At 73.6% G+C, this 17,292-nt stretch carries 17 protein-coding genes; 8 read left to right on the top strand and 9 right to left on the bottom strand.

From position 1 onward, the window contains the following. Positions 1-36: 36 nt before the first annotated feature. Positions 37-1,251, bottom strand: a complete 1,215-nt coding sequence (locus PT931_RS21790) for a sugar ABC transporter substrate-binding protein (RefSeq protein ID WP_456247607.1) — start codon at positions 1,249-1,251, stop codon at positions 37-39. Between the two features lie 368 nt (positions 1,252-1,619). On the opposite strand from PT931_RS21790, the gene PT931_RS21785 reads away from it, so the two are divergent. The 7 genes from PT931_RS21785 to PT931_RS21755 all read left to right on the top strand — a co-directional run bounded on the left by PT931_RS21785 (position 1,620) and on the right by PT931_RS21755 (position 9,123). Further along, complete coding sequence (locus PT931_RS21785; RefSeq protein WP_456247606.1) at positions 1,620-4,316, top strand: glycosyl hydrolase family 95 catalytic domain-containing protein; 2,697 nt, start codon at positions 1,620-1,622, stop codon at positions 4,314-4,316. Between the two features lie 126 nt (positions 4,317-4,442). After that, positions 4,443-4,556 (top strand): pyrroloquinoline quinone precursor peptide PqqA, encoded by a 114-nt coding sequence (pqqA, locus tag PT931_RS21780; RefSeq protein ID WP_456247605.1) that lies wholly within the window; start codon positions 4,443-4,445, stop codon positions 4,554-4,556. A gap of 2 nt (positions 4,557-4,558) precedes the next feature. Continuing rightward, on the top strand, positions 4,559-5,461 hold the full coding sequence (gene pqqB, locus PT931_RS21775) for a pyrroloquinoline quinone biosynthesis protein PqqB (protein ID WP_456247604.1): 903 nt from the start codon (positions 4,559-4,561) through the stop codon (positions 5,459-5,461). Beyond that, positions 5,458-6,138, top strand: coding sequence for a pyrroloquinoline-quinone synthase PqqC (gene pqqC / locus PT931_RS21770; protein WP_456247603.1), 681 nt, complete (start codon positions 5,458-5,460; stop codon positions 6,136-6,138). The genes pqqB and pqqC overlap by 4 nt, the downstream gene beginning before the upstream one ends. Then, the gene (gene pqqD / locus PT931_RS21765) at positions 6,135-6,386 is read left to right on the top strand and encodes a pyrroloquinoline quinone biosynthesis peptide chaperone PqqD (RefSeq protein WP_456247602.1); all 252 of its coding nucleotides are present in this window, start codon (positions 6,135-6,137) and stop codon (positions 6,384-6,386) included. Before pqqC ends, pqqD begins: the two co-directional genes overlap by 4 nt. Next, on the top strand, positions 6,383-7,573 hold the full coding sequence (locus tag PT931_RS21760; RefSeq protein ID WP_456247601.1) for a radical SAM protein: 1,191 nt from the start codon (positions 6,383-6,385) through the stop codon (positions 7,571-7,573). Before pqqD ends, PT931_RS21760 begins: the two co-directional genes overlap by 4 nt. Continuing rightward, complete coding sequence (locus PT931_RS21755) at positions 7,570-9,123, top strand: glycoside hydrolase family 88 protein (protein ID WP_456247600.1); 1,554 nt, start codon at positions 7,570-7,572, stop codon at positions 9,121-9,123. The genes PT931_RS21760 and PT931_RS21755 overlap by 4 nt, the downstream gene beginning before the upstream one ends. Position 9,124: 1 nt before the next feature. Here the strand turns inward: PT931_RS21755 and PT931_RS21750 are convergent, their stop codons facing one another. Both PT931_RS21750 and PT931_RS21745 read right to left on the bottom strand, forming a co-directional pair. Further along, the gene (locus PT931_RS21750; RefSeq protein WP_456247599.1) at positions 9,125-10,036 is read right to left on the bottom strand and encodes an IclR family transcriptional regulator; all 912 of its coding nucleotides are present in this window, start codon (positions 10,034-10,036) and stop codon (positions 9,125-9,127) included. A 606-nt stretch (positions 10,037-10,642) separates the two neighbouring features. Continuing rightward, positions 10,643-11,149, bottom strand: coding sequence for a 2'-5' RNA ligase family protein (locus PT931_RS21745; protein WP_456247598.1), 507 nt, complete (start codon positions 11,147-11,149; stop codon positions 10,643-10,645). A 129-nt stretch (positions 11,150-11,278) separates the two neighbouring features. Between PT931_RS21745 and PT931_RS21740 the strand changes: the two genes are divergently transcribed. Further along, the gene (locus PT931_RS21740; protein ID WP_456247597.1) at positions 11,279-12,034 is read left to right on the top strand and encodes a class I SAM-dependent methyltransferase; all 756 of its coding nucleotides are present in this window, start codon (positions 11,279-11,281) and stop codon (positions 12,032-12,034) included. Positions 12,035-12,087: 53 nt separating this feature from the next. Here PT931_RS21740 and PT931_RS21735 read toward each other — a convergent pair whose 3' ends face one another. Genes PT931_RS21735 through PT931_RS21710 form a run of 6 tightly spaced genes read right to left on the bottom strand, consistent with a single transcriptional unit; the run spans position 12,088 to position 17,292 of the window. Continuing rightward, complete coding sequence (locus PT931_RS21735; RefSeq protein WP_456247596.1) at positions 12,088-12,996, bottom strand: hypothetical protein; 909 nt, start codon at positions 12,994-12,996, stop codon at positions 12,088-12,090. Between the two features lie 11 nt (positions 12,997-13,007). Further along, a complete protein-coding gene (locus PT931_RS21730) occupies positions 13,008-13,556 on the bottom strand; it encodes a hypothetical protein (RefSeq protein WP_456247595.1) in 549 nt (182 codons plus the stop codon). Positions 13,557-13,597: 41 nt separating this feature from the next. Continuing rightward, positions 13,598-14,218 carry a LutC/YkgG family protein gene (locus tag PT931_RS21725; RefSeq protein WP_456247594.1) on the bottom strand — a complete coding sequence of 207 codons (621 nt, stop codon included), beginning with the start codon at positions 14,216-14,218 and terminating at the stop codon, positions 13,598-13,600. Continuing rightward, entirely contained in the window at positions 14,215-15,747 is a 1,533-nt protein-coding gene (locus tag PT931_RS21720) for a lactate utilization protein B (RefSeq protein WP_456247593.1), read from the bottom strand. The genes PT931_RS21725 and PT931_RS21720 overlap by 4 nt, the downstream gene beginning before the upstream one ends. Further along, the gene (locus PT931_RS21715; RefSeq protein ID WP_456247592.1) at positions 15,744-16,451 is read right to left on the bottom strand and encodes a (Fe-S)-binding protein; all 708 of its coding nucleotides are present in this window, start codon (positions 16,449-16,451) and stop codon (positions 15,744-15,746) included. The genes PT931_RS21720 and PT931_RS21715 overlap by 4 nt, the downstream gene beginning before the upstream one ends. Position 16,452: 1 nt before the next feature. Beyond that, complete coding sequence (locus PT931_RS21710) at positions 16,453-17,292, bottom strand: amidohydrolase family protein (RefSeq protein WP_456247591.1); 840 nt, start codon at positions 17,290-17,292, stop codon at positions 16,453-16,455.

Below are 17,292 nucleotides of genomic sequence, written 5' to 3'. Positions count from 1 at the left end.
TGGAGTGCCGGCGGCGCGACGAGGGTTGTGCGACGGTCATGACGCGAGGGCGTTCTGCTTCTTCAGCTCTTCGGTGAGCTTGGCGGCGAGGGCGTCCATCGCGGGTTGCACGCCGGCGGAACAGTTGGCGTACACGGCGTTCATCGCGTCGGCCGTGATCTGGCGGAACGGGGCCCAGTTCGGCACGGGCGGGGTGTAGACCGCCGCCTGGTACGCCTCCTGGAACACCTTCCACCGCGGGTCCTGCCGGACGGCCCCGAGGTCGACCTTCGTGTTCACCGGCAGCCGGACGATGGCCCCGGGGTCGTCCTTGTTCATGCCGACCTGCTGACCCTCGACGGAGGTGACGAACTCGGCGAACTTCTGCTGGCCGCTCTGGTTCTTGGAGCCGGCCATCTGGTACACGTTCTCGCCCTCGCCGAGGGTGCCGGGGCCGCCGGCCGGCCCGTTCGGTACCGGCAGGACCTCGATCTTGTCGGTGCCCATGTTCTTCACGAACCGGGCGAGCACGTACGGCCCGACCAGGTAGATCCCGCCCTGGCCCTTCTCGAACGCCTCGTGGGTGACTGTGGTGTCGTTGTTCACGGCCCCCGGGTTGACGCTCTTCGTGACGCAGAACTGGTCGCGCAGCCAGCTGACCGCCTGCACGGACTTCGCGGAGTTCACGGCCGGCTTCCACTGGCCGGAGCCGGACGGTGCGAGGAAGTCGCCCCCGTTGGCCCAGAGCAGGGAGGAGGTGTACCAGGACGCGTACCCCCGCTTGGTGGTGGCGGGGATGACGAACCCGGCGGTGTCCTTCTTCCCGTTGCCGTCCGGGTCGCCCTCGGTGAACGCAGAGCCGAGTTTCGCCAGGTCGTCCCAGCTGGACGGCACGGGCAGACCGACCTTGGCCCGCCAGTCCCTGCGGACGACCAGGGCGAAGGACTGCGCGGAGAAGGGCGCGGCGTAGTACTTGCCGTCGGAGGCCTGGGCCGCCTTCCACGCCCGGTCGGAGAGCTGGTCGGCGCCCGCGAACTTCTTCTTGTCCACCTCGCGCAGCCAGCCCTGGGACTGCATGGTGCCGAGCTGCGCGGTGTCGTTGATGACGATGTCGGGCAGCGCCTTCTGCGCGGCCTGTTGCTGGAGCTTGGTCTCGAAGTCGTCGAACAACGCGACGACCTTGACCTTGATGCCGCTGGACTTCGTGAAAGCGTCGGCGAGCCGCTGGGCGGTCTTCGCCGAGTCGGAGTCGGGTGCCTGGCGGATCCACATCTCGATCGGTGCCTTCGAATCCTGATCTGTCGCGGTGGGACGTGGTGAGGAACAACCCGCCACCAACGCGATAGCCAGTGTCCCGACCACCGCCGCCCCGAGCCGACGCCGTGACATCTGACCGCCTCCTGTTCACATACTTGGACGGGTGTCGCCCTTATGGCAACGATTCAGATGACCGTAGCGAGTGGCATGCACCACAGTCAATGGCGGCCATCCGGCCTTCTGGACATGGGACCCGACCCGGAACCGCATGGAGACTTCTTTCCGCCTGACAGATCGGAGTAATCAGGAGCCTTCCTCGGCGGCGGGGGCCTGATTAGCGTGTGCACCACCAATACATCCGATCACTTGGAGTGGGTGGGCGCATGAAGCGGCACAGGATCACCCGGCGCGCGGTACTCGGCACGGCGGCCGGCGCCGCGACGGTGGCGGCGCTGTCCCCCGGGACGGCGACGGCCGCCCCCGAACGGGCCGGGAGGGCGGGGCCCGCCGCCCCGCGCGCCGTCCCGCTCGACAACCGGATGGCCACCGACGCGCAGTGGGCCGACTTCCTCCGGGGCTGCGACCTGGTCTGGAAGCGGCTGCCGACCCTGTGGCACGAGGGCCCGTTCCTCGGCGACGGCCGGCTCGGCACCATGGTCTACAAGGAGCCCGGCAAGAACCAGCTCCGGTTCACCGTGCAGCACGCGGAGGTGCAGGACCACCGGCCGGAGTTCGGCAGCCAGTACGGGGTGTGCCGGCTGCCCGTCGGGTACCTCACCCTGGAGCCGGTCGGCACGGTCAGCTCCGTGGACTGGCGGCTCGACCTGTGGAACGCCGAGCTCGCCGGCACGGTCACCACCTCGGCGGGCAAGCTGACGCTCCAGGTGTTCATCCGCGACCAGGTGCTCGTCGCGAACGTGGTCGCCAGCGGGGGCGAGCAGGTGAGATGGACGTTCCACCCGCAGGAGGCGGTGTCGCCCGCGTACCCGGGCAAGCCCAAGCCCGAGGGGTACACCGACAATCCCGCGCCCACGACGAAGACAACCGGGGACGTGCGGCAGGTGACCCAGGCGCTGCTCGGCGGCGGGCGGACCGCGACCGCGTACCGGCAGCAGGGTTCGACGCTCTTTCTCACCGTCGCGCACAGCTTCCCGGGAACGACGGCCGAGGCGACCGCCCTGACCAGGGTGAACACGGCGGCCGACGCCGCTCTGCCGGAGCACGTGACCGCGCACCGGGCCTGGTGGCACGCCTTCTACCGGAAGAGCTTCGTGTCCATCCCGGACCAGCGGATGCAGGCGTTCCACTGGATCCAGCTCTACAAGGTGGCCGCCGGGACCCGTGCGGGCGGCCCCGTGATGGCGACCACCGGGCCGTGGCTGGAGCCGACCCCCTGGCCGGCGGTGTGGTGGAACCTCAACGTCCAGCTGGAGTACTGGCTCATCCACGGCTCCAACCACCTCGAACTCGACGCCGTCACCAGCACCCTGGCCGCGAACCAGCAGCAGCTGATCGCCAACGTGCCGTCCGCCTACCGGTCCGACTCCTCCGGGGTGGGCCGCAGCTCGGACATGTTCTGCAACCGGAGCGTGGGGAAGCCGGGCGACACCGGCACCCCCGAGGTGGGCGACCTGACCTGGGCCCTGCACAACGTGTGGCTGTCCTACCGGCACAGCATGGACGACACGATGCTGCGGAACGTCCTGTTCCCGATCCTGCGGCGCGCGGTCAACTACTACCTGCGCTTCCTCACCACCGACAGCGCCGGCCGGATGCACCTGCCGCAGACGTTCTCCCCCGAGTACGGCGTCAACGCCCCCGACTGCAACTACGACCTCGCGCTGCTCCGCTGGGGCTGCCGGACGCTGCGGGAGTCCGCCACCCGGCTGGGGATCACCGACCCGCTGATGGCGAAGTGGCAGCAGGTGCTCGACAAGCTGACCCCCGCGCCCACCGACGCGAACGGGTTCATGATCGGGGCGGGCGTGCCGTTCGCCCAGTCGCACCGGCACTACTCGCACCTGCTGTCGGTGTACCCGTTGTACCTGGTCAACTGGGAACAGCCCGCCCAGCGCGCCCTGATCGAGACCTCCGTCAACCACTGGCTCGGCCTCGCCGGCTCGCACCGGGGCTACTCCTACACCGGGGCCGCGTCGTTCTGCGCCATGATGGGCCGGGGCAACGCGGCGCTGGGCTGGCTGAACAAGTTCCTCGACCCGACCGTGTCGTACCCGGTGCGGGCCAACACGATGTACACCGAGGCCGGGCCCGTGGTGGAGACGCCGTTGTCGGCGTCGCAGTCCCTGCACGACATGCTCGTGTCCAGCTGGGGCGGGGTGGTCCGGGTGTTCCCGGCCGTGCCCGACGCGTGGGGCGACGTGACCGTGCACGACTTCCGCACCCAGGGCGCGTTCCTGGTCAGCGCGGGGCGGGTCGGCGGGGTGACCCGGTTCGTGCGGGTGCGCAGCCTGGCCGGGGAGCCGCTGCGGCTGCGGCCCCAGATCACCTCCGGGGCGGCCGTCCTGCAGGCCGAGGACGCCGTCGTGCTGGGTGGCGTCGTGGAGGCCAACCACGCCGGGTACACCGGGGCCGGGTTCGTGAACTTCGACAACGTGGTGGGCTCGGCCGTGCGGTTCGCGGTGACCGCCCCCTCAGGACCCACGACCCTCCTCTTCCGGTACGCCAACGGGACCGCCGTCGACCGTCCCGCCACGCTCGTGGTGAACGGCACGGCGGTGGCGACCCTGTCGTTCCCCGGCACCGGGGCCTGGGACACCTGGGCGACCCGGTCGGTGACCGTGACACTGGCCGCCGGGGCCAACACGGTGCAGCTCACGGCCACCACGGCCAACGGCGGGCCGAACCTCGACAGCCTGGCCGTCGGCACCGGGGCCGGGCTGGCCGTGGTGCTCGACGACGGGTCGGCGGCCACGTGGCGGGACGTCGGGGACGGGGTGATCGAGATCGACCTGCCCCGGGACCGCGAGGTACTGGTGCACCCTGCCGGGCCGACGCCCGCGTGTGTGATCGCGCCGGTGCCGGTCAGCAGGCCGGGAACCGCCTGGGGACTGCCCGCCTGACCCCGCGCGGAGTGCCCGCCTGCCCCGGGCGCTCCGGGTTCCGTAACGCGGAAAGTTCCCGCCGGCCCGGTGGGGCCGGGTGCATCATGTGCGCACCTCTACCCAAATACCCGCAGGAGGAACACGATGGACGCACCCAAGCCCGCCCGCAGGCCCTGGACCCGGCCCCGGGCTGTGCAGGTCTCCCTCGGCGCGGAGGTCACGGCCTACAGCGGCGCCGACCCGTACAACCCGCGCTGACCATGTGGGCGCGGATTCTCGGATCCGCCGCCGGCGGCGGGTTCCCGCAGTGGAACTGCTCGTGCCGCAACTGCGACGGCGCCCGGACCGGCACGCTGCCGGTCCGGGCCCGGACCCAGGCGGCGCTCGCCGTGACCGGGGACCGGCGGAACTGGTTCCTCGTCAACGCCACCCCCGACGTCACGGTCCAGTTGGGACGGTTGGCGCCGGCCGGCGACGGGGAGCCCCGGCGGAGTCCGGTCAGCGCCGTGCTGCTCACCGACGCGGAGCTCGACCACACCGCCGGGCTGCTGTCGCTCCGCGAGGGCGACGGACTCACCGTGTACGCGACCGCCGCCGTCCTCCGGGCCGCCGCACCCCTGCTCGACATCCTCGGCGCGTACCAGCCCGTCATCCGGCGGGTGCTCGAACCCGGGGTGGACACCCCGCTCGACGGGACCCTGAGCGTGCGCCCCCTGCCGACGGGCTCCACGAAACTCCCCCGGTACGCCGCCCACCTGCCCGCCGACCCGACCGGCGTCGTCGGCTACCGCTTCACCGAACGCGACGGCGCGGCGCTGGTGTACCTGCCGTGTGTCCCCGAGCTGACCCCGACGCTCGTCGGGGAACTGGCCTCGGCACGGTGCGTACTCGTCGACGGGACCTGCTGGACGGATGACGAGATGGCGCTGGTCGGTAGACCCGAGAAGACGTCGCGTTCGATGGGCCACGCCCCGGTCACCGGCCCCGGCGGCACCCTCCCGGTCCTGGCCGCCCTGCCCGGCCCCGACGGAACGGCCCCGCGCCGGATCTACACCCACCTGAACAACACCAACCCGCTGCTCGTCGAGGACTCCGCGCCCCGGCGCGCGGTCGCGGCGGCCGGCGTGGAGGTGGCCCACGACGGGATGGAGCTGCGGATATGAGTGAGGAGTTCGTCGCCGAGCTGCGGCGGCGCGCCACGATCTACTGGGAGAAGCACCCGTTCCAGCAGGCGATGCTCGCCGGGGAGCTGGCCCCGGACGCGGTGCGCGGCTTCGTCGCCAACCGGTGGTACTACCAGCGTTCGCTCCCGCAGAAGGACGCCGCGATCCTGGCGAACTGCTCCGTGCCGGCGGTGCGCCGGCGGTGGCTGGAGCGGATCGCCTACCACGACGGGCCGGCCGACGGCGAGGGCGGCATGGCCGACTGGCTGACCCTGTGCGACGCGGTCGGGCTGGACCGGGCCGAGGTGCTCGACACCCGACGGGTACTGCCGGGGGTGCGGTTCGCCGTCGACCGGTACTCCCAGTTCGCCCGCGAGGCCCCCTGGGTGGAGGGGGTGGCGTCCTCGCTGACCGAGCTGTTCGCGCCCGACCTGATGGCCCGGCGGATCGCGGCGTTCCGGACCCACTACCCGTGGATCGACCCCGCCGGCCTCGGGTACTTCGAGAAGCGCCGCGTACAGGCGCCCCGCGAGGCCGGCCACGCCCTCGACGTCGTCCTCGAACACGCGACCACCGCGGAGCAGCGGGCCGCGTGCGCCGACGCGCTGACCCTGAAATGCCAGGTGCTGTGGGGGATGCTCGACGCGCTCGACCACGCGTACCGGGGGCCCCGGTGATCCCCCGGCTCGCCCCGCACGTGGCCCTGCACTGGCAGCCGGCCCGCGGCGAGTGGCTGCTGACCCGTCCCGAGTCGGTGGTCGTCCTCAACGGGACCGCCGCCGACATCCTCACCCTGTGCGACGGGGTCCGCGACGTCGGGGCGATCGTGCACGCGCTGCGGGACAGCTACGACGACGTCGACGCGGCCGATGTCGGGGCCCTGCTGACCGACCTGGCCCGCCAACGCCTGGTGGTGCTCACATGAGCCCGGCGCCCGGCTCCGTCCCCGCGCCGCTCGGGCTGCTCGCCGAGGTCACGCACGCCTGCCCCCTGCACTGCGCCTACTGCTCGAACCCGGTCGCGCTCGCCCCGCGCGGCACCGAACTCGACGCGGCCGAGTGGGACCGGGTGTTCGGCGAGGCCGCCGCGCTCGGCGTCGTCCAGGCGCACCTGTCCGGCGGGGAACCCCTGCTCCGCCGGGACCTCGCCGACCTCGTGGCCAGCTGTCGGCGGCACGGCCTGTACACGAACCTGATCACCAGCGGGCTCGGGCTCGACGCCGACCGGCTGGCCCGGCTGCCCGTGGACCATGTGCAGCTCAGCGTGCAGGACGCCACCGAGGCCGACTCCGACGCCCTGGCGGGCACCCGGTCCTGGCGGCACAAGGTGGCCGCCGCCCGGGTCGTGAAGGACGCGGGCCTGCCGCTGACCGTGAACGTGGTGCTGCACCGGGCCAACGCCGACCACGTCGGGGCGGTGATCGCGCTCGCGGACCGGCTCGGCGCGGACCGGCTCGAACTCGCGCACACCCAGTACTACGGCTGGGCGCTGCGGAACCGGGCCTGGCTCGCCCCGTCGATGGCCCAGGTCCGGGCCGCGGCCGAGGCGGTGCGCGCGGCCCGCGCGGCCCTGGAGGGGACGGGGCCCGGGGCGGCGGGCGGCGCGCGGGCCGCGGGTGGCGCGGGGGCCGGGGGCGAGCTGGCAGGCCGGGGAGCGGCGGGGGTGCGCGGTATCCGTACCCCGATGGAGATCTCCTATGTTCTTCCGGATCTGCACACCGGGACCGTCAAGCCGTGCACCGGCGGCTGGGGGCGGACCCAGTTGACCGTCGCGCCCGGCGGGGACGTGCTGCCCTGCGCGGTGGCCGGCACCCTGCCCCTGGTGATGGAGAACGTCCGCGACCGGCCGCTGGACTGGATCTGGTACTCGTCCCCGTCGTTCAACCGGTTCCGGGGCACCGACTGGATGCCGGACCCGTGCCGGAGCTGTGACCTGCGGGAGGTCGACTTCGGCGGCTGCCGGTGCCAGGCGTTCCAGCTCACCGGGGACGCCGCCGCGACCGACCCGGTGTGCCGGCTGTCCCCCGACCGGCACCTGGTGGACGCGGCGCTCGCCGGGCCGCCGCCGGGCCGGCCCGTTCCCCGACCGCACGCACCGGGAGGTACCCGATGAAGGTCCCGCGCAGTTTCGTGGTGTCCGGGCTGGTCACGGCCCTGGTGCTGGGGTCGGTCCCGGCGCTGGCGGTCGGCGCCCCCGGCCGGGCGGCGGGTCCGGCTTCCGTGGCCCCGGTGGCCGTCGGCTACGAGGCCGAGGACGGGGTGCTGTCCCAGGCCGTGGTCGAGGCCAACCACGCCGGCTACACGGGCACCGGGTTCGTCAACTACGACAACGTGGCCGGCGGCTCCGTCGAGTGGACGGTGTCGGCGACAAGGGCGACCACGACGACCCTCCTCTTCCGGTACGCCAACGGCACCGCCACCGACCGGCCGCTCCGGATCACCGTCGACGGCGCGGGCACGGTCACCGCGTTCCCCGCGACCGGCGCGTGGACCACCTGGCGCACCGTCCCCGTCACCGCGACCCTCGCCGCCGGCCCGAACACCGTCCGCGCGACAGCCACCGCGTCGACCGGCGGCCCGAACCTGGACTCGGTGACCGTCGGCGGCACCGACTGGTCCGTGGCCGTGGTCGAGTCCACGATGCGGCGGAAGACCCCCGACACCCTCGGCGGCTGGGGCTACACCCAGGGCCTGTACCTGTACGGCCAGTACCTCGTCTACCAGCGCACCCGCGACCCGCGGCTGCTCGCGTACTTGCGGCAGTGGGCCGACCGGTTCGTGGCCGCCGACGGGAGCACCTCCTTCGCCTACAACAACCTCGACCAGATGCAGTCGGGCAACGTGCTGCTCCTGCTGGCGCGGGAGACCGGGCTGGCGAAGTACCAGACGGCCGCCCGGAAGATCCGGGAGCGGCTGCGGACGTACCCGACCACGGCGGACGGCGGGCTGGTCCACGCCACCAGCAGGGCCGGGCAGCTCTGGGCGGACGGGTCGTTCATGGTCGCGCCGTTCGTCATCCGGTACGGGCACCAGTTCAGCGAGGCCCGGTGGGGCGACGACCTCGCGGCCCAGCAGCTCCTCGTCTACGCCGCGCACCTGCAACAGGCCACCGGGTTGCTGCTGCACGCCTACGACGAGACCCGGTCGCAGAGCTGGGCGGACCCGGGCACCGGACTGTCCTCGCAGTACTGGTGCCGGGCGATCGGCTGGTACGGCATGGCCGCCGTCGACATCCTCGAACTCCTGCCCGCCGACCACCCGAAACGCGCCGCGATCGTCGACTCCGTACGCCGGCTCGTGGCCGGCTACGCGCGCTACCAGGACCCGGCCACCGGGCGGTGGTTCCAGGTCGTCGACCGGGGTGACCTGTCGGGCAACTGGACCGAGACCTCGTGTTCGAGCATGTACACGTTCACCGTCTCCCGGGCGGTCCAGCGCGGCTACGTCGACGCGACCTACCAGCCGGTGGCGGACAAGGGGTACCGGGGCGTGCTCGCCAAGGTCGGGCCGGGCCCCGACGGCCTGACCGACGTGGCCGACATCAGTGTCGGCACCAACGTCGGCGACCTCCCCTACTACCTGGGCCGGACCCGGGCCACGAACGACCTGCACGGCCTGGGCGCGTTCCTGATCATGAACGAGCAGCTGGGGCCGGTGGGCTGAGTCAGGCCCGGCGGGGCTGGGCGCCGAGGGCCGCCGACACCTCGTGGGCGGCCCGGACCACGTGCGGGGCGATCCGGCAGACCTGCTCGCGTTCCAGGTCGAACACCAGCCCGGACACGCTGACCGCGCCGACCGGTACGTTGCGGTGGTCCACCACGACCGCCGCGACGCACCGGACCCGGGACACGTTCTCCTCGTCGTCGAACGCCCAGCGCCGGACCCGGATCGTGGACAGGTGCGCCGCCAGGGTCGGTACCGTCGCGATCGTGCGCGGGGTCCGCGGCGGCAGGCCCGTCCGGCTGATGATCGCGCGCATCTCCCGGTCGGGGAGCGCCGCGAGGATCGCCTTGCCGATCGCCGTACTGTGCAGCGGGAACGTCGCCCCGACCCGGGACCGCATGCCGTACGCGCCCCGGCCGTCGAGCTTGTCGACGTACACCGCCTCGTCGCCCTGGCGGACCCCGAAGTGCACCGTGTAGCCGGACTGCTCGCACAGCGCGTGCAGGGCGGGGCGGGCCGCGCGGGCCAGGTCCGAGTCGTCCCCGGCCCGACCGGCGAGGCGGAGCACCGCCGGCCCGAGCAGGTACTCGTGCTCGTCGCCGTCGCGCACCCAGCCCAGGGCCACGAACTCCTGCAGGATCCGGTGCACCGTGGAGACCGGCAGGCCGGTCGCGCGGGCGAGCTGGGAGACCCGCCGGTGGCCGGCGAGGGCCTCCAGGACCGCCACGGCCTTCGCGATCGCGCTCGGGGTCGCGGCGGGGGCACGGTCCGGGGTCCGTGGCGGGGTCGGCATCGCGGCCGGGGTCTGGGACGCCGCCTGGGTCTGGGCCGCCGTCTGGGACGGGGTCGAGGCCTGGGCCGGGGTGCGGGTCGGCGTCGGTGCCGGGGTCCGGGTGGTGAGTGCCCTGGTCATCGGAGGTCCAGGGTGGCACCGGGCTGCCATGGAACGAACATGAACTGCCTCCTCACTGGTTGACGCTGCCCCACCCGCACCCATGTCATCGGATGACCTGCCGGTAGTGACCGTGGGTCTCGGACCGGGGCGACCGGATGGCACCCCGCTCGCGGCCCGGCCGTCACAGTGCGCGATCCGGGCGACACCGGACACCCGGGGTCACCCGTGACGACCGCACCCGGGCCGGAATGGTCACCGACGGGGCAGTTCGCGGCGGTCACAGAACGCGGTCGGGCGTGCACAGCGACTCTTTTCCGTGTGGCGGGAAAGGGTTCCCCCGAAGCGAATCTCATTCATCACTATGACTGCTGAAGCGATAGGAAGCTAGTCTTACTAACAATTGAGATCCGATGACATGACCGGGAGGGCGGGCGCCGCGCGAGGAGGCCCGCCGTGGCTCGAGGCTGCCCACCCGGCGGTCACCGGGCTCGGCCCGGCCGGCGGCACCCTGCCGGGCCGGCCGTTCCTGGACACGCGGAGGGCCCCGGACTCCGGGGAGGCGGGGCCCTCCGCGCCAGGCCACGTGGTCGGCGCTCCCCGGGTGCCGGGGCGTGTCCGCCCTGGTCAGGGGCCGGTCAGGTCGACCTTGTCGGTGATGGTCCAGCCCTGGTCGCGCACGCCGATCCAGAGCTGGTCGACCACCTCGCGCACCGGCAGCAGCTCCGCGACGATCGCGGCGATCTCGGCGGCGGCCGGGTGCCGCAGCCCCACGGTCACGTGCGGCTCGGGGTCGGTGCCGAACCGGCCGGCGTACGGGGGCATGCCCGGCCAGCGTTCCCGGGCGGCGCGGCAGAGCGGACCGAGCGGGGCGGCCGGCAGGTAGACGAAGTCCGCGGTGTGCCGGACCTCGGTGAACTCCAGCTCGACCGGCGGGTGCGCGGCCGCGAAGTCCCGCAGCCACGGCCGGCCCTCGTCCTCCAGGTCGACTACGGGCACGAACGGGTACAGCAGCGTGACGTGCGCGGGCAGCCCGGTGCGCACGGCCCGGGGGTAGTCGACGGCCACCGCCGCGAGGATCCGGTCGGCGGCCCGGACCGGGGCCACGAGCGCGGATCTGGGCTGGCCGTCCATGGTGCCTCCGGGGTGGTGGTGCGCGGGACGCCCATTGTCCCTTCCTCCTCCGGCGCCCCGGTTTCCGGTCCGGGGCGACCCGGCGGGAAAACGCGTTGCCACAGGTCGCGGCTCGGTCAGACTGGGCCGATGACCACATTCGAGACGCTGCTCGCCGAGGGTGCGGCCGTACCCGTCGAGGGTTGGGACTTCTCCTGGTTCGCCGGCCGGGCCACCGAGGAACGCCCGCCCTGGGGCTACGCGCGCCTGCTCGGGGCCCGGATGGCCACCGCCGCCGTCGCGCTCGACCTCCAGACCGGCGGCGGCGAGGTGCTCGCGACGATCCACACCGCTCCGGGGGTACTGGTCGCCACGGAGTCCTGGCCGCCCAACCTGGAGGTGGCCCGCCGCACCCTCGCCCCGCTGGGCGCGCGGGTCGTGGCGGCGGCCGACGGCGGGGACCTGCCGTTCGCGGCCGGCACGTTCGACCTGGTGACCAGCCGGCACCCCGTGACGACCCGGTGGGACGAGATCGGCCGGGTACTCCGCCCCGGCGGCGGCTACCTGTCCCAGCAGGTCGGCGTCGGCTCGGTCCGCGAACTCACCGACGCGGTCATGGGTCCGCAGCCCGTCAGCCAGGGCCGGAGCCCCGCGCGGGCCGTCGCGGCGGCGGAGGCGGCCGGCCTGGAGGTGGTGGACCTGCGGGAGGCCACGCTCCGGATGGAGTTCCACGACATCGCGGCCGTGATCGTGTTCCTGCGCAAGGTGATCTGGACCGTGCCCGGGTTCACCGTGGAGCGGTACCGGGACGCGTTGCGGGCGTTGCACGAGCGGATCGGGGCGGAGGGGCCGTTCGTGGCGCACTCGACCCGGTACCTGATCGAGGCGCGCCGCCCGGAACGCTGAGGCCGGAGGCGTCCGGCGCCCACCCGGGGAGGAGGGTGGGCGCCGGACGCGGGTCAGCGGGTGAGCAGGAACGTGAAGAAGTCCCGGTACTGCTGCACCGCGACGCGGAGCTGCTCGGTGTCCGGGGACGTCCCGTCGTTCCAGGCGTCGAGTTCGCGCTGGCGGTGGGTGAGCTCGGCGGTCAGGGTGCGAATCGCCTCGTCCACCAGGGTGCGGGCCTCACTGGCCACGGCCGACGGGTCGTCCACGAAGCGGAGCTGCAACGCCTGCCAGCGCTCGTGCAGGCCCTCGGAGGTACCGGCCGTCCAGAGCCTGCGGGCCGGTTCCGCCGGGATGGGCGACGGCTCCACGGCGTCACTGGGCGAGACGGGGTCGGGCGTCATCGCGCCGGGCACCTTCGCCGAGCCGATCGCGGTCGGCTCCTCCGGCACGGGACCGCCGACACCCGGGCCGTCGTCGGCCACGCCGGACCTGTGCGCCGGGTCGGTGTCCCCGTGCGCCCAGTGGGTGTCCTCGACCCGGCCGGCCCGGTGCGTCGGATCGGCGGTGGGATGCCCGTCGAGCCCGGACTCCCGCAGGGCGTCGTCGCCGTGGTGCCCCGAGCGGGCCGCGTCGACCTCACGGTCCGCGGCGGTCCGGGTGTCGGAGACGCCGGGTACCGGTTCCTCCGGCAGCGTGTCCCCGCTGGCCAGCAGTCGGGGCTCGTCGGCGGAGGTGCGTTCGGCGATCAGGTCGTCGGCGGAGTCCCGGGTCGCCGCTCCGCCGCTCGGGTAGAGCGTGCCCGGCTCGGTGTCCGCGGCCGGGTCCCGGCTGGGCGGGACGGTGTCGGTGGTCGGGGCGTCGGTGCTGGTCGGCTCGCTGCCCTCCCAGGTGGGCTTGGGCTTCTGGCGCCGCAGTTCGGCGGCGTCGCGGCCGGGCGTGGTGGTGGGCTTTCCTCGTCGGGAGTCGGTGTCCTTGCGCATGGTGGCCTCTCCTACCGGTGGGCGACGTCGTGGGTGGGGCCGAGCAGCTCGACGACCAGGGCGCGGTAGGACACCACGGCCTGGCGGAGCTGTTCGGTACTCGCCTCGCCGCGCTGGTTGCGCACGCTGATGGCGTGCGCCTCGCGGTACGCGCCGAGGGTGCGGGCGTGGTCGACGGACAGCTGGGCGACCTGCTCGTCGTGGTCGCCGGCCGGGTAGCCGCGCTCCTCGACCAGGCGGGTGACCAGTTCGTCGGCGGCGTCGACCGCGGGGCCGGGCTCGTCGAGGAACCGGGACTGCAGGTCCTGCCACTCGGCGGCGTACCGGGCCCGGGAGTCGGGGGTCAGCTCGCGCAGGGTGAGCTGGGCGTGCCGGCGCTCGCGGTCGCGCAGTTCGCGTTCGGCGGCGGCGCGGCTGGCCCGCTCCTCGACGACCCGGTCGTACTCGGGGCCGAACCGGTCGCGCAACGACCTGCGGCGGTAGACGGCCCAGCCGGCGAGACCGAGCACCAGCACCGCGACGAGCAGGAGCACGAACACGATGATCAGGGTGGTAGACATGGGCACCTCCTTCGTGGAGGAGATACCCGGGGGACGGTTTGTTAACCGTCGAACGCGAGGACGACCTCCAGAGTGCGCGGCCCGTGCACACCCTCGACCCGGTCGAGTTCGATGTCGCTGGTCGCCGACGGGCCGCTGATCCAGGTCAGGGGCCGGTCCGCCGCGAGGAGGGCGAGCGCGTCGGCCACGTCGCGCACGACGGTGCGTACGACGCACAGGTGGTGGTCGGGCACCAGGGTCACGGCGCGCCTGCCCTGGCCGGCGGTGCCGTCGAGCACGATCGTGCCGGTGACGGCGATGGCGACGGCGGAGGTCGTGAGTACCCCGTCGAACGTGTCCAGTTCCCGGGGCGTGAGCGGCGGGCTGTCGCGGTGCCAGTCGACGCCCGGGGTGAGCCAGGCGTCCGGCACCCCGGCGGGGGCGACCATGGCCCGGGCGCCGCGCCGGGCCACGGCCGCGGCGATCGTCGCGGGGATCTCGGCGGCGGGGACGACGTGCACCAGGGCCTTGTAGTCGCGCAGGCGCTCGGCGAACAGTTCCACGAGCCGTTCAGATCCGACGGGTACGACGTGCCGGTCGTAGCCCGGGTGCGGCCCGGTGGGAGACCCTGCCGGGTCGAGTGCCCGCCGGATCCGCCCCAGGATCTCTTCTCGCGCGGTCATGCGGAGCCCTCCCGGAGCCACCAGTCGCGGAACGACTCCTCCGGTACGGCCGGCAGGTCGCGGGTGTCGGTCCAGCCGCCGAGCGCGCCCGGCAACCGTTTCGGCTGGAGGCGGCGGGTCCGGACCGCCCAGCGTTGGGCCCAGGCCAGGCGGCGCGGCGAGCGCAGTACCCAACCGGCGAGCCCCATCGCGGCCTTCTCCGCCGGGTGTCCGCCGCCCCGCGCGACCCTGCCGCGCAGGTGCACGAGGACCTCGGGGATGTCGATCGCGACCGGGCACACGTCGTAGCAGGCGCCGCACAGGGTCGACGCGTACGGCAGCGACGCGTCGAGGGCCGAGGACGTGCCGCGCAGCTGCGGGGTGAGGATCGCGCCGATCGGGCCCGGGTAGACGGAGCCGTAGGCGTGGCCGCCGGCGCGTTCGTACACGGGGCAGACGTTGAGGCAGGCCGAGCAGCGGATGCACCGGAGCGCCTGGCGGCCGACCTCGTCGGCGAGGACCCCGGTGCGCCCGTTGTCGACGAGGACCACGTGCACGGCGGAGGGCCCGTCGCCGGGCGTGACCCCGGTCCACATCGACGTGTACGGGTTCATCCGCTCCCCCGTCGACGACCGGGGCAGCAGTTGGAGGAACACGTCGAGGTCGGCGAACGTGGGCACCAGCTTCTCGATGCCCACGATGCTGATCAGCGTCTCCGGCAGGGTCAGGCACATCCGCCCGTTGCCCTCGGACTCCACGACGACGAGGGTGCCGGTCTCGGCGACGGCGAAGTTGGCCCCGGACACGGCGACCTTCGCGGTGAGGAACCGTTCCCGCAGGTGGGTACGCGCGGCGGCGGCCAGCACGGCCGGTTCGTCGGTCAGGTCGGCGGGCGCGTCGGGCATCCGGGTGCGGAAGATCTCCCGGATCTCGGCGCGGTTGCGGTGGATGGCGGGCACCAGGATGTGCGAGGGGGTGTCGCCGCCGAGCTGGACGATGAGTTCGGCCAGGTCGGTCTCGTGCGCGGCGATCCCGGCGGCCTCCAGGGCCTCGTTGAGCCCGATCTCCTGGGTGGCCATCGACTTCACCTTGACCACCTCGGCCCACGGCGCACCGCCCGGCCGGGCCGCCGACTCACCGACCTCGGTCGCCCACGTCGGACCGCCGGCCTGCCGCACCGTCCCCGGCGCGCCTCCCGGCCCGGCGTCGGCGGCGCCCGGCACCGCGTCAGCGGCGTACGCCTCCCTGACCAGGGCGATCACGATCGCGTTGGCCTCGGCCGCGTCGCGCGCCCAGTGCACCTGTCCCCCGGCGGCGACGACGGCCGACTCGAACTGCTCCAGGTACCCGTCGAGGTGTCGCAGGGTGTGGTCCTTGACGGCCTTGGCGTGCGCGCGCAGCTCCGGCCAGTCGGGCAGCTCCCCGATCGCGGCGGCCCGCTTGTCCCGGATGGTGTGCGTGGCGTTGCGCAGGTTGGCCCGCAGCTGCGAGTCGACAGTGGACGACTCGGCGGCCCGGGGGAACGTGGGCAGCCCCAGGTAGGTGCTCACGTCGCCGCCAGGATCTCGGCGAGGTGCAGGACCCGGACGCCGGTCCGCTGCCGGGCCAGCGCGCCGCCCACGTGCATCAGGCAGGAGTTGTCGGCCGCGACCAGCACCTCCGCGCCGGTGTTCAGCACGTGTCCGACCTTGTCGGCGCACATCGCGGCGGACACGGCCGGGTTCTTCACGGCGAACGTGCCGCCGAACCCGCAGCACTCGTCGGCGGCGGGCAGGTCCACGAGCCTCAGGCCCCGCACGGCGCCGAGCAGGGTGTGCGGCCGGGAGCCGATCCGCAGGCCGCGCAGCGAGTGGCAGGTGGGGTGGTAGGTGACGGTGTGCGGGAAGTACGCGCCGACGTCGGTCACGCCGAGGACGTCGACCAGCAGCTCGGACAGCTCGTGCACCCGGAGCGCCGCGACCCGGGCGGCGAGCGCGGGGTCCCCGGCGGCCAGCCTCGGATAGGCCTCGCGGACCGTCGCGGCGCAGGAGGCGGACGGGACCACGACGGCGTCGTACCCCTCGAAGGTGTTCAGGAAGGGTTCCACCATCGGCAGCGCGTCGTAGCCGGTGTTGTGGTGCATCTGGCCGCAGCAGGTCTGCCGCAGCGGGAAGTCCACGGTGTGGCCGAGCCGGCGCAGCAGCCGCACCACGGCCTTCCCCGTCCCGGGGAACAGGGTGTCGTTGACGCAGGTCACGAACAGGGCGATCCGCATGTCACTCCCCACCCAGGTAGACCTGCCGGGCGGTCCCGGCGAAGACCGCCCGCCGCTCGGCCTCCGACAAACCGGCCAGCGCCGTCTCCGTCACTTCCACCACCCGGGGGTACGGGGCCGCCAGCGTGCACACCGGCCAGTCCGAGCCGAACATGAGCCGGTCGGGGCCGAACGTGCCGAGCGCGTGGTCGACGTACCCCGCGAGGTCCTCGGGTTTCCAGCCCGCCCACGCGGCCTCCGTGACCAGCCCCGACAGTTTCGCGACGACATTGGGCTCGGCCGCCAGCGCGGCGAACCGGTCGGCCCACGGCTGCCACGCGCCGGCCGCGATCGGCGGCTTCGCGAGATGGTCCAGCACGAACGTCACCTCCGGCAGCAGGCGGACGGCCTCGACGGCGGCCGGCAGGAGAGCCGGCGTGACCAGCAGGTCGTAGGCGAGCCCGTCGAGCGCCCGCAGGCCGGCGAGCACCTCGGGCCGGAGCAGCCAGCGCCGGTCGGGCTCGTCCTGCACCTGGTGCCGGACCCCGACCAGGGCCGCGCCGCCCGGCCCGGCCCGCAGGTCCGCGAGCTGGGCGGGCACGTCGCCGGTCAGGTCCAGCCAGCCGACCACGCCGCCGACCAGCGGGTGGTCGGCGGCCGTGGCCAGCAGTTCGCGGGTCTCGTCCAGGTCGGAGACGGCCTGCACCACGATGGTCGTGTCCACCCCGGCGGCGGCGGCCAGGGGCGCGAGCCGGTCCGGGTCGAACCGGCCCCGCAGCGGGTCGGCCCACGGGCCGTCCATCCACGGGTAGGCGCGCGTGGCGACGTCCCACAGGTGGTGGTGCGCGTCGATCCGACCCAT

This window comes from Longispora urticae (assembly GCF_053902585.1).
Note: the sequence above shows the minus strand (reverse complement) of the source record. Positions and strands in the feature narration are given on the sequence as shown.

What these genes read in the sequence shown, in the direction of transcription:
- PT931_RS21790 (WP_456247607.1), bottom strand. Translation starts at nt 1,251, where the DNA reads ATGTGGATCCGCCAGGCACCCGACTCCGACTCGGCGAAGACCGCCCAG.
- PT931_RS21785 (WP_456247606.1), top strand. Translation starts at nt 1,620, where the DNA reads ATGAAGCGGCACAGGATCACCCGGCGCGCGGTACTCGGCACGGCGGCC.
- pqqA (WP_456247605.1), top strand. Translation starts at nt 4,443, where the DNA reads ATGGACGCACCCAAGCCCGCCCGCAGGCCCTGGACCCGGCCCCGGGCT.
- pqqB (WP_456247604.1), top strand. Translation starts at nt 4,559, where the DNA reads ATGTGGGCGCGGATTCTCGGATCCGCCGCCGGCGGCGGGTTCCCGCAG.
- pqqC (WP_456247603.1), top strand. Translation starts at nt 5,458, where the DNA reads ATGAGTGAGGAGTTCGTCGCCGAGCTGCGGCGGCGCGCCACGATCTAC.
- PT931_RS21760 (WP_456247601.1), top strand. Translation starts at nt 6,383, where the DNA reads ATGAGCCCGGCGCCCGGCTCCGTCCCCGCGCCGCTCGGGCTGCTCGCC.
- PT931_RS21755 (WP_456247600.1), top strand. Translation starts at nt 7,570, where the DNA reads ATGAAGGTCCCGCGCAGTTTCGTGGTGTCCGGGCTGGTCACGGCCCTG.
- PT931_RS21750 (WP_456247599.1), bottom strand. Translation starts at nt 10,036, where the DNA reads ATGACCAGGGCACTCACCACCCGGACCCCGGCACCGACGCCGACCCGC.
- PT931_RS21745 (WP_456247598.1), bottom strand. Translation starts at nt 11,149, where the DNA reads ATGGACGGCCAGCCCAGATCCGCGCTCGTGGCCCCGGTCCGGGCCGCC.
- PT931_RS21740 (WP_456247597.1), top strand. Translation starts at nt 11,279, where the DNA reads ATGACCACATTCGAGACGCTGCTCGCCGAGGGTGCGGCCGTACCCGTC.
- PT931_RS21735 (WP_456247596.1), bottom strand. Translation starts at nt 12,996, where the DNA reads ATGCGCAAGGACACCGACTCCCGACGAGGAAAGCCCACCACCACGCCC.
- PT931_RS21730 (WP_456247595.1), bottom strand. Translation starts at nt 13,556, where the DNA reads ATGTCTACCACCCTGATCATCGTGTTCGTGCTCCTGCTCGTCGCGGTG.
- PT931_RS21725 (WP_456247594.1), bottom strand. Translation starts at nt 14,218, where the DNA reads ATGACCGCGCGAGAAGAGATCCTGGGGCGGATCCGGCGGGCACTCGAC.
- PT931_RS21715 (WP_456247592.1), bottom strand. Translation starts at nt 16,451, where the DNA reads ATGCGGATCGCCCTGTTCGTGACCTGCGTCAACGACACCCTGTTCCCC.
- PT931_RS21710 (WP_456247591.1), bottom strand. Translation starts at nt 17,292, where the DNA reads ATGGGTCGGATCGACGCGCACCACCACCTGTGGGACGTCGCCACGCGC.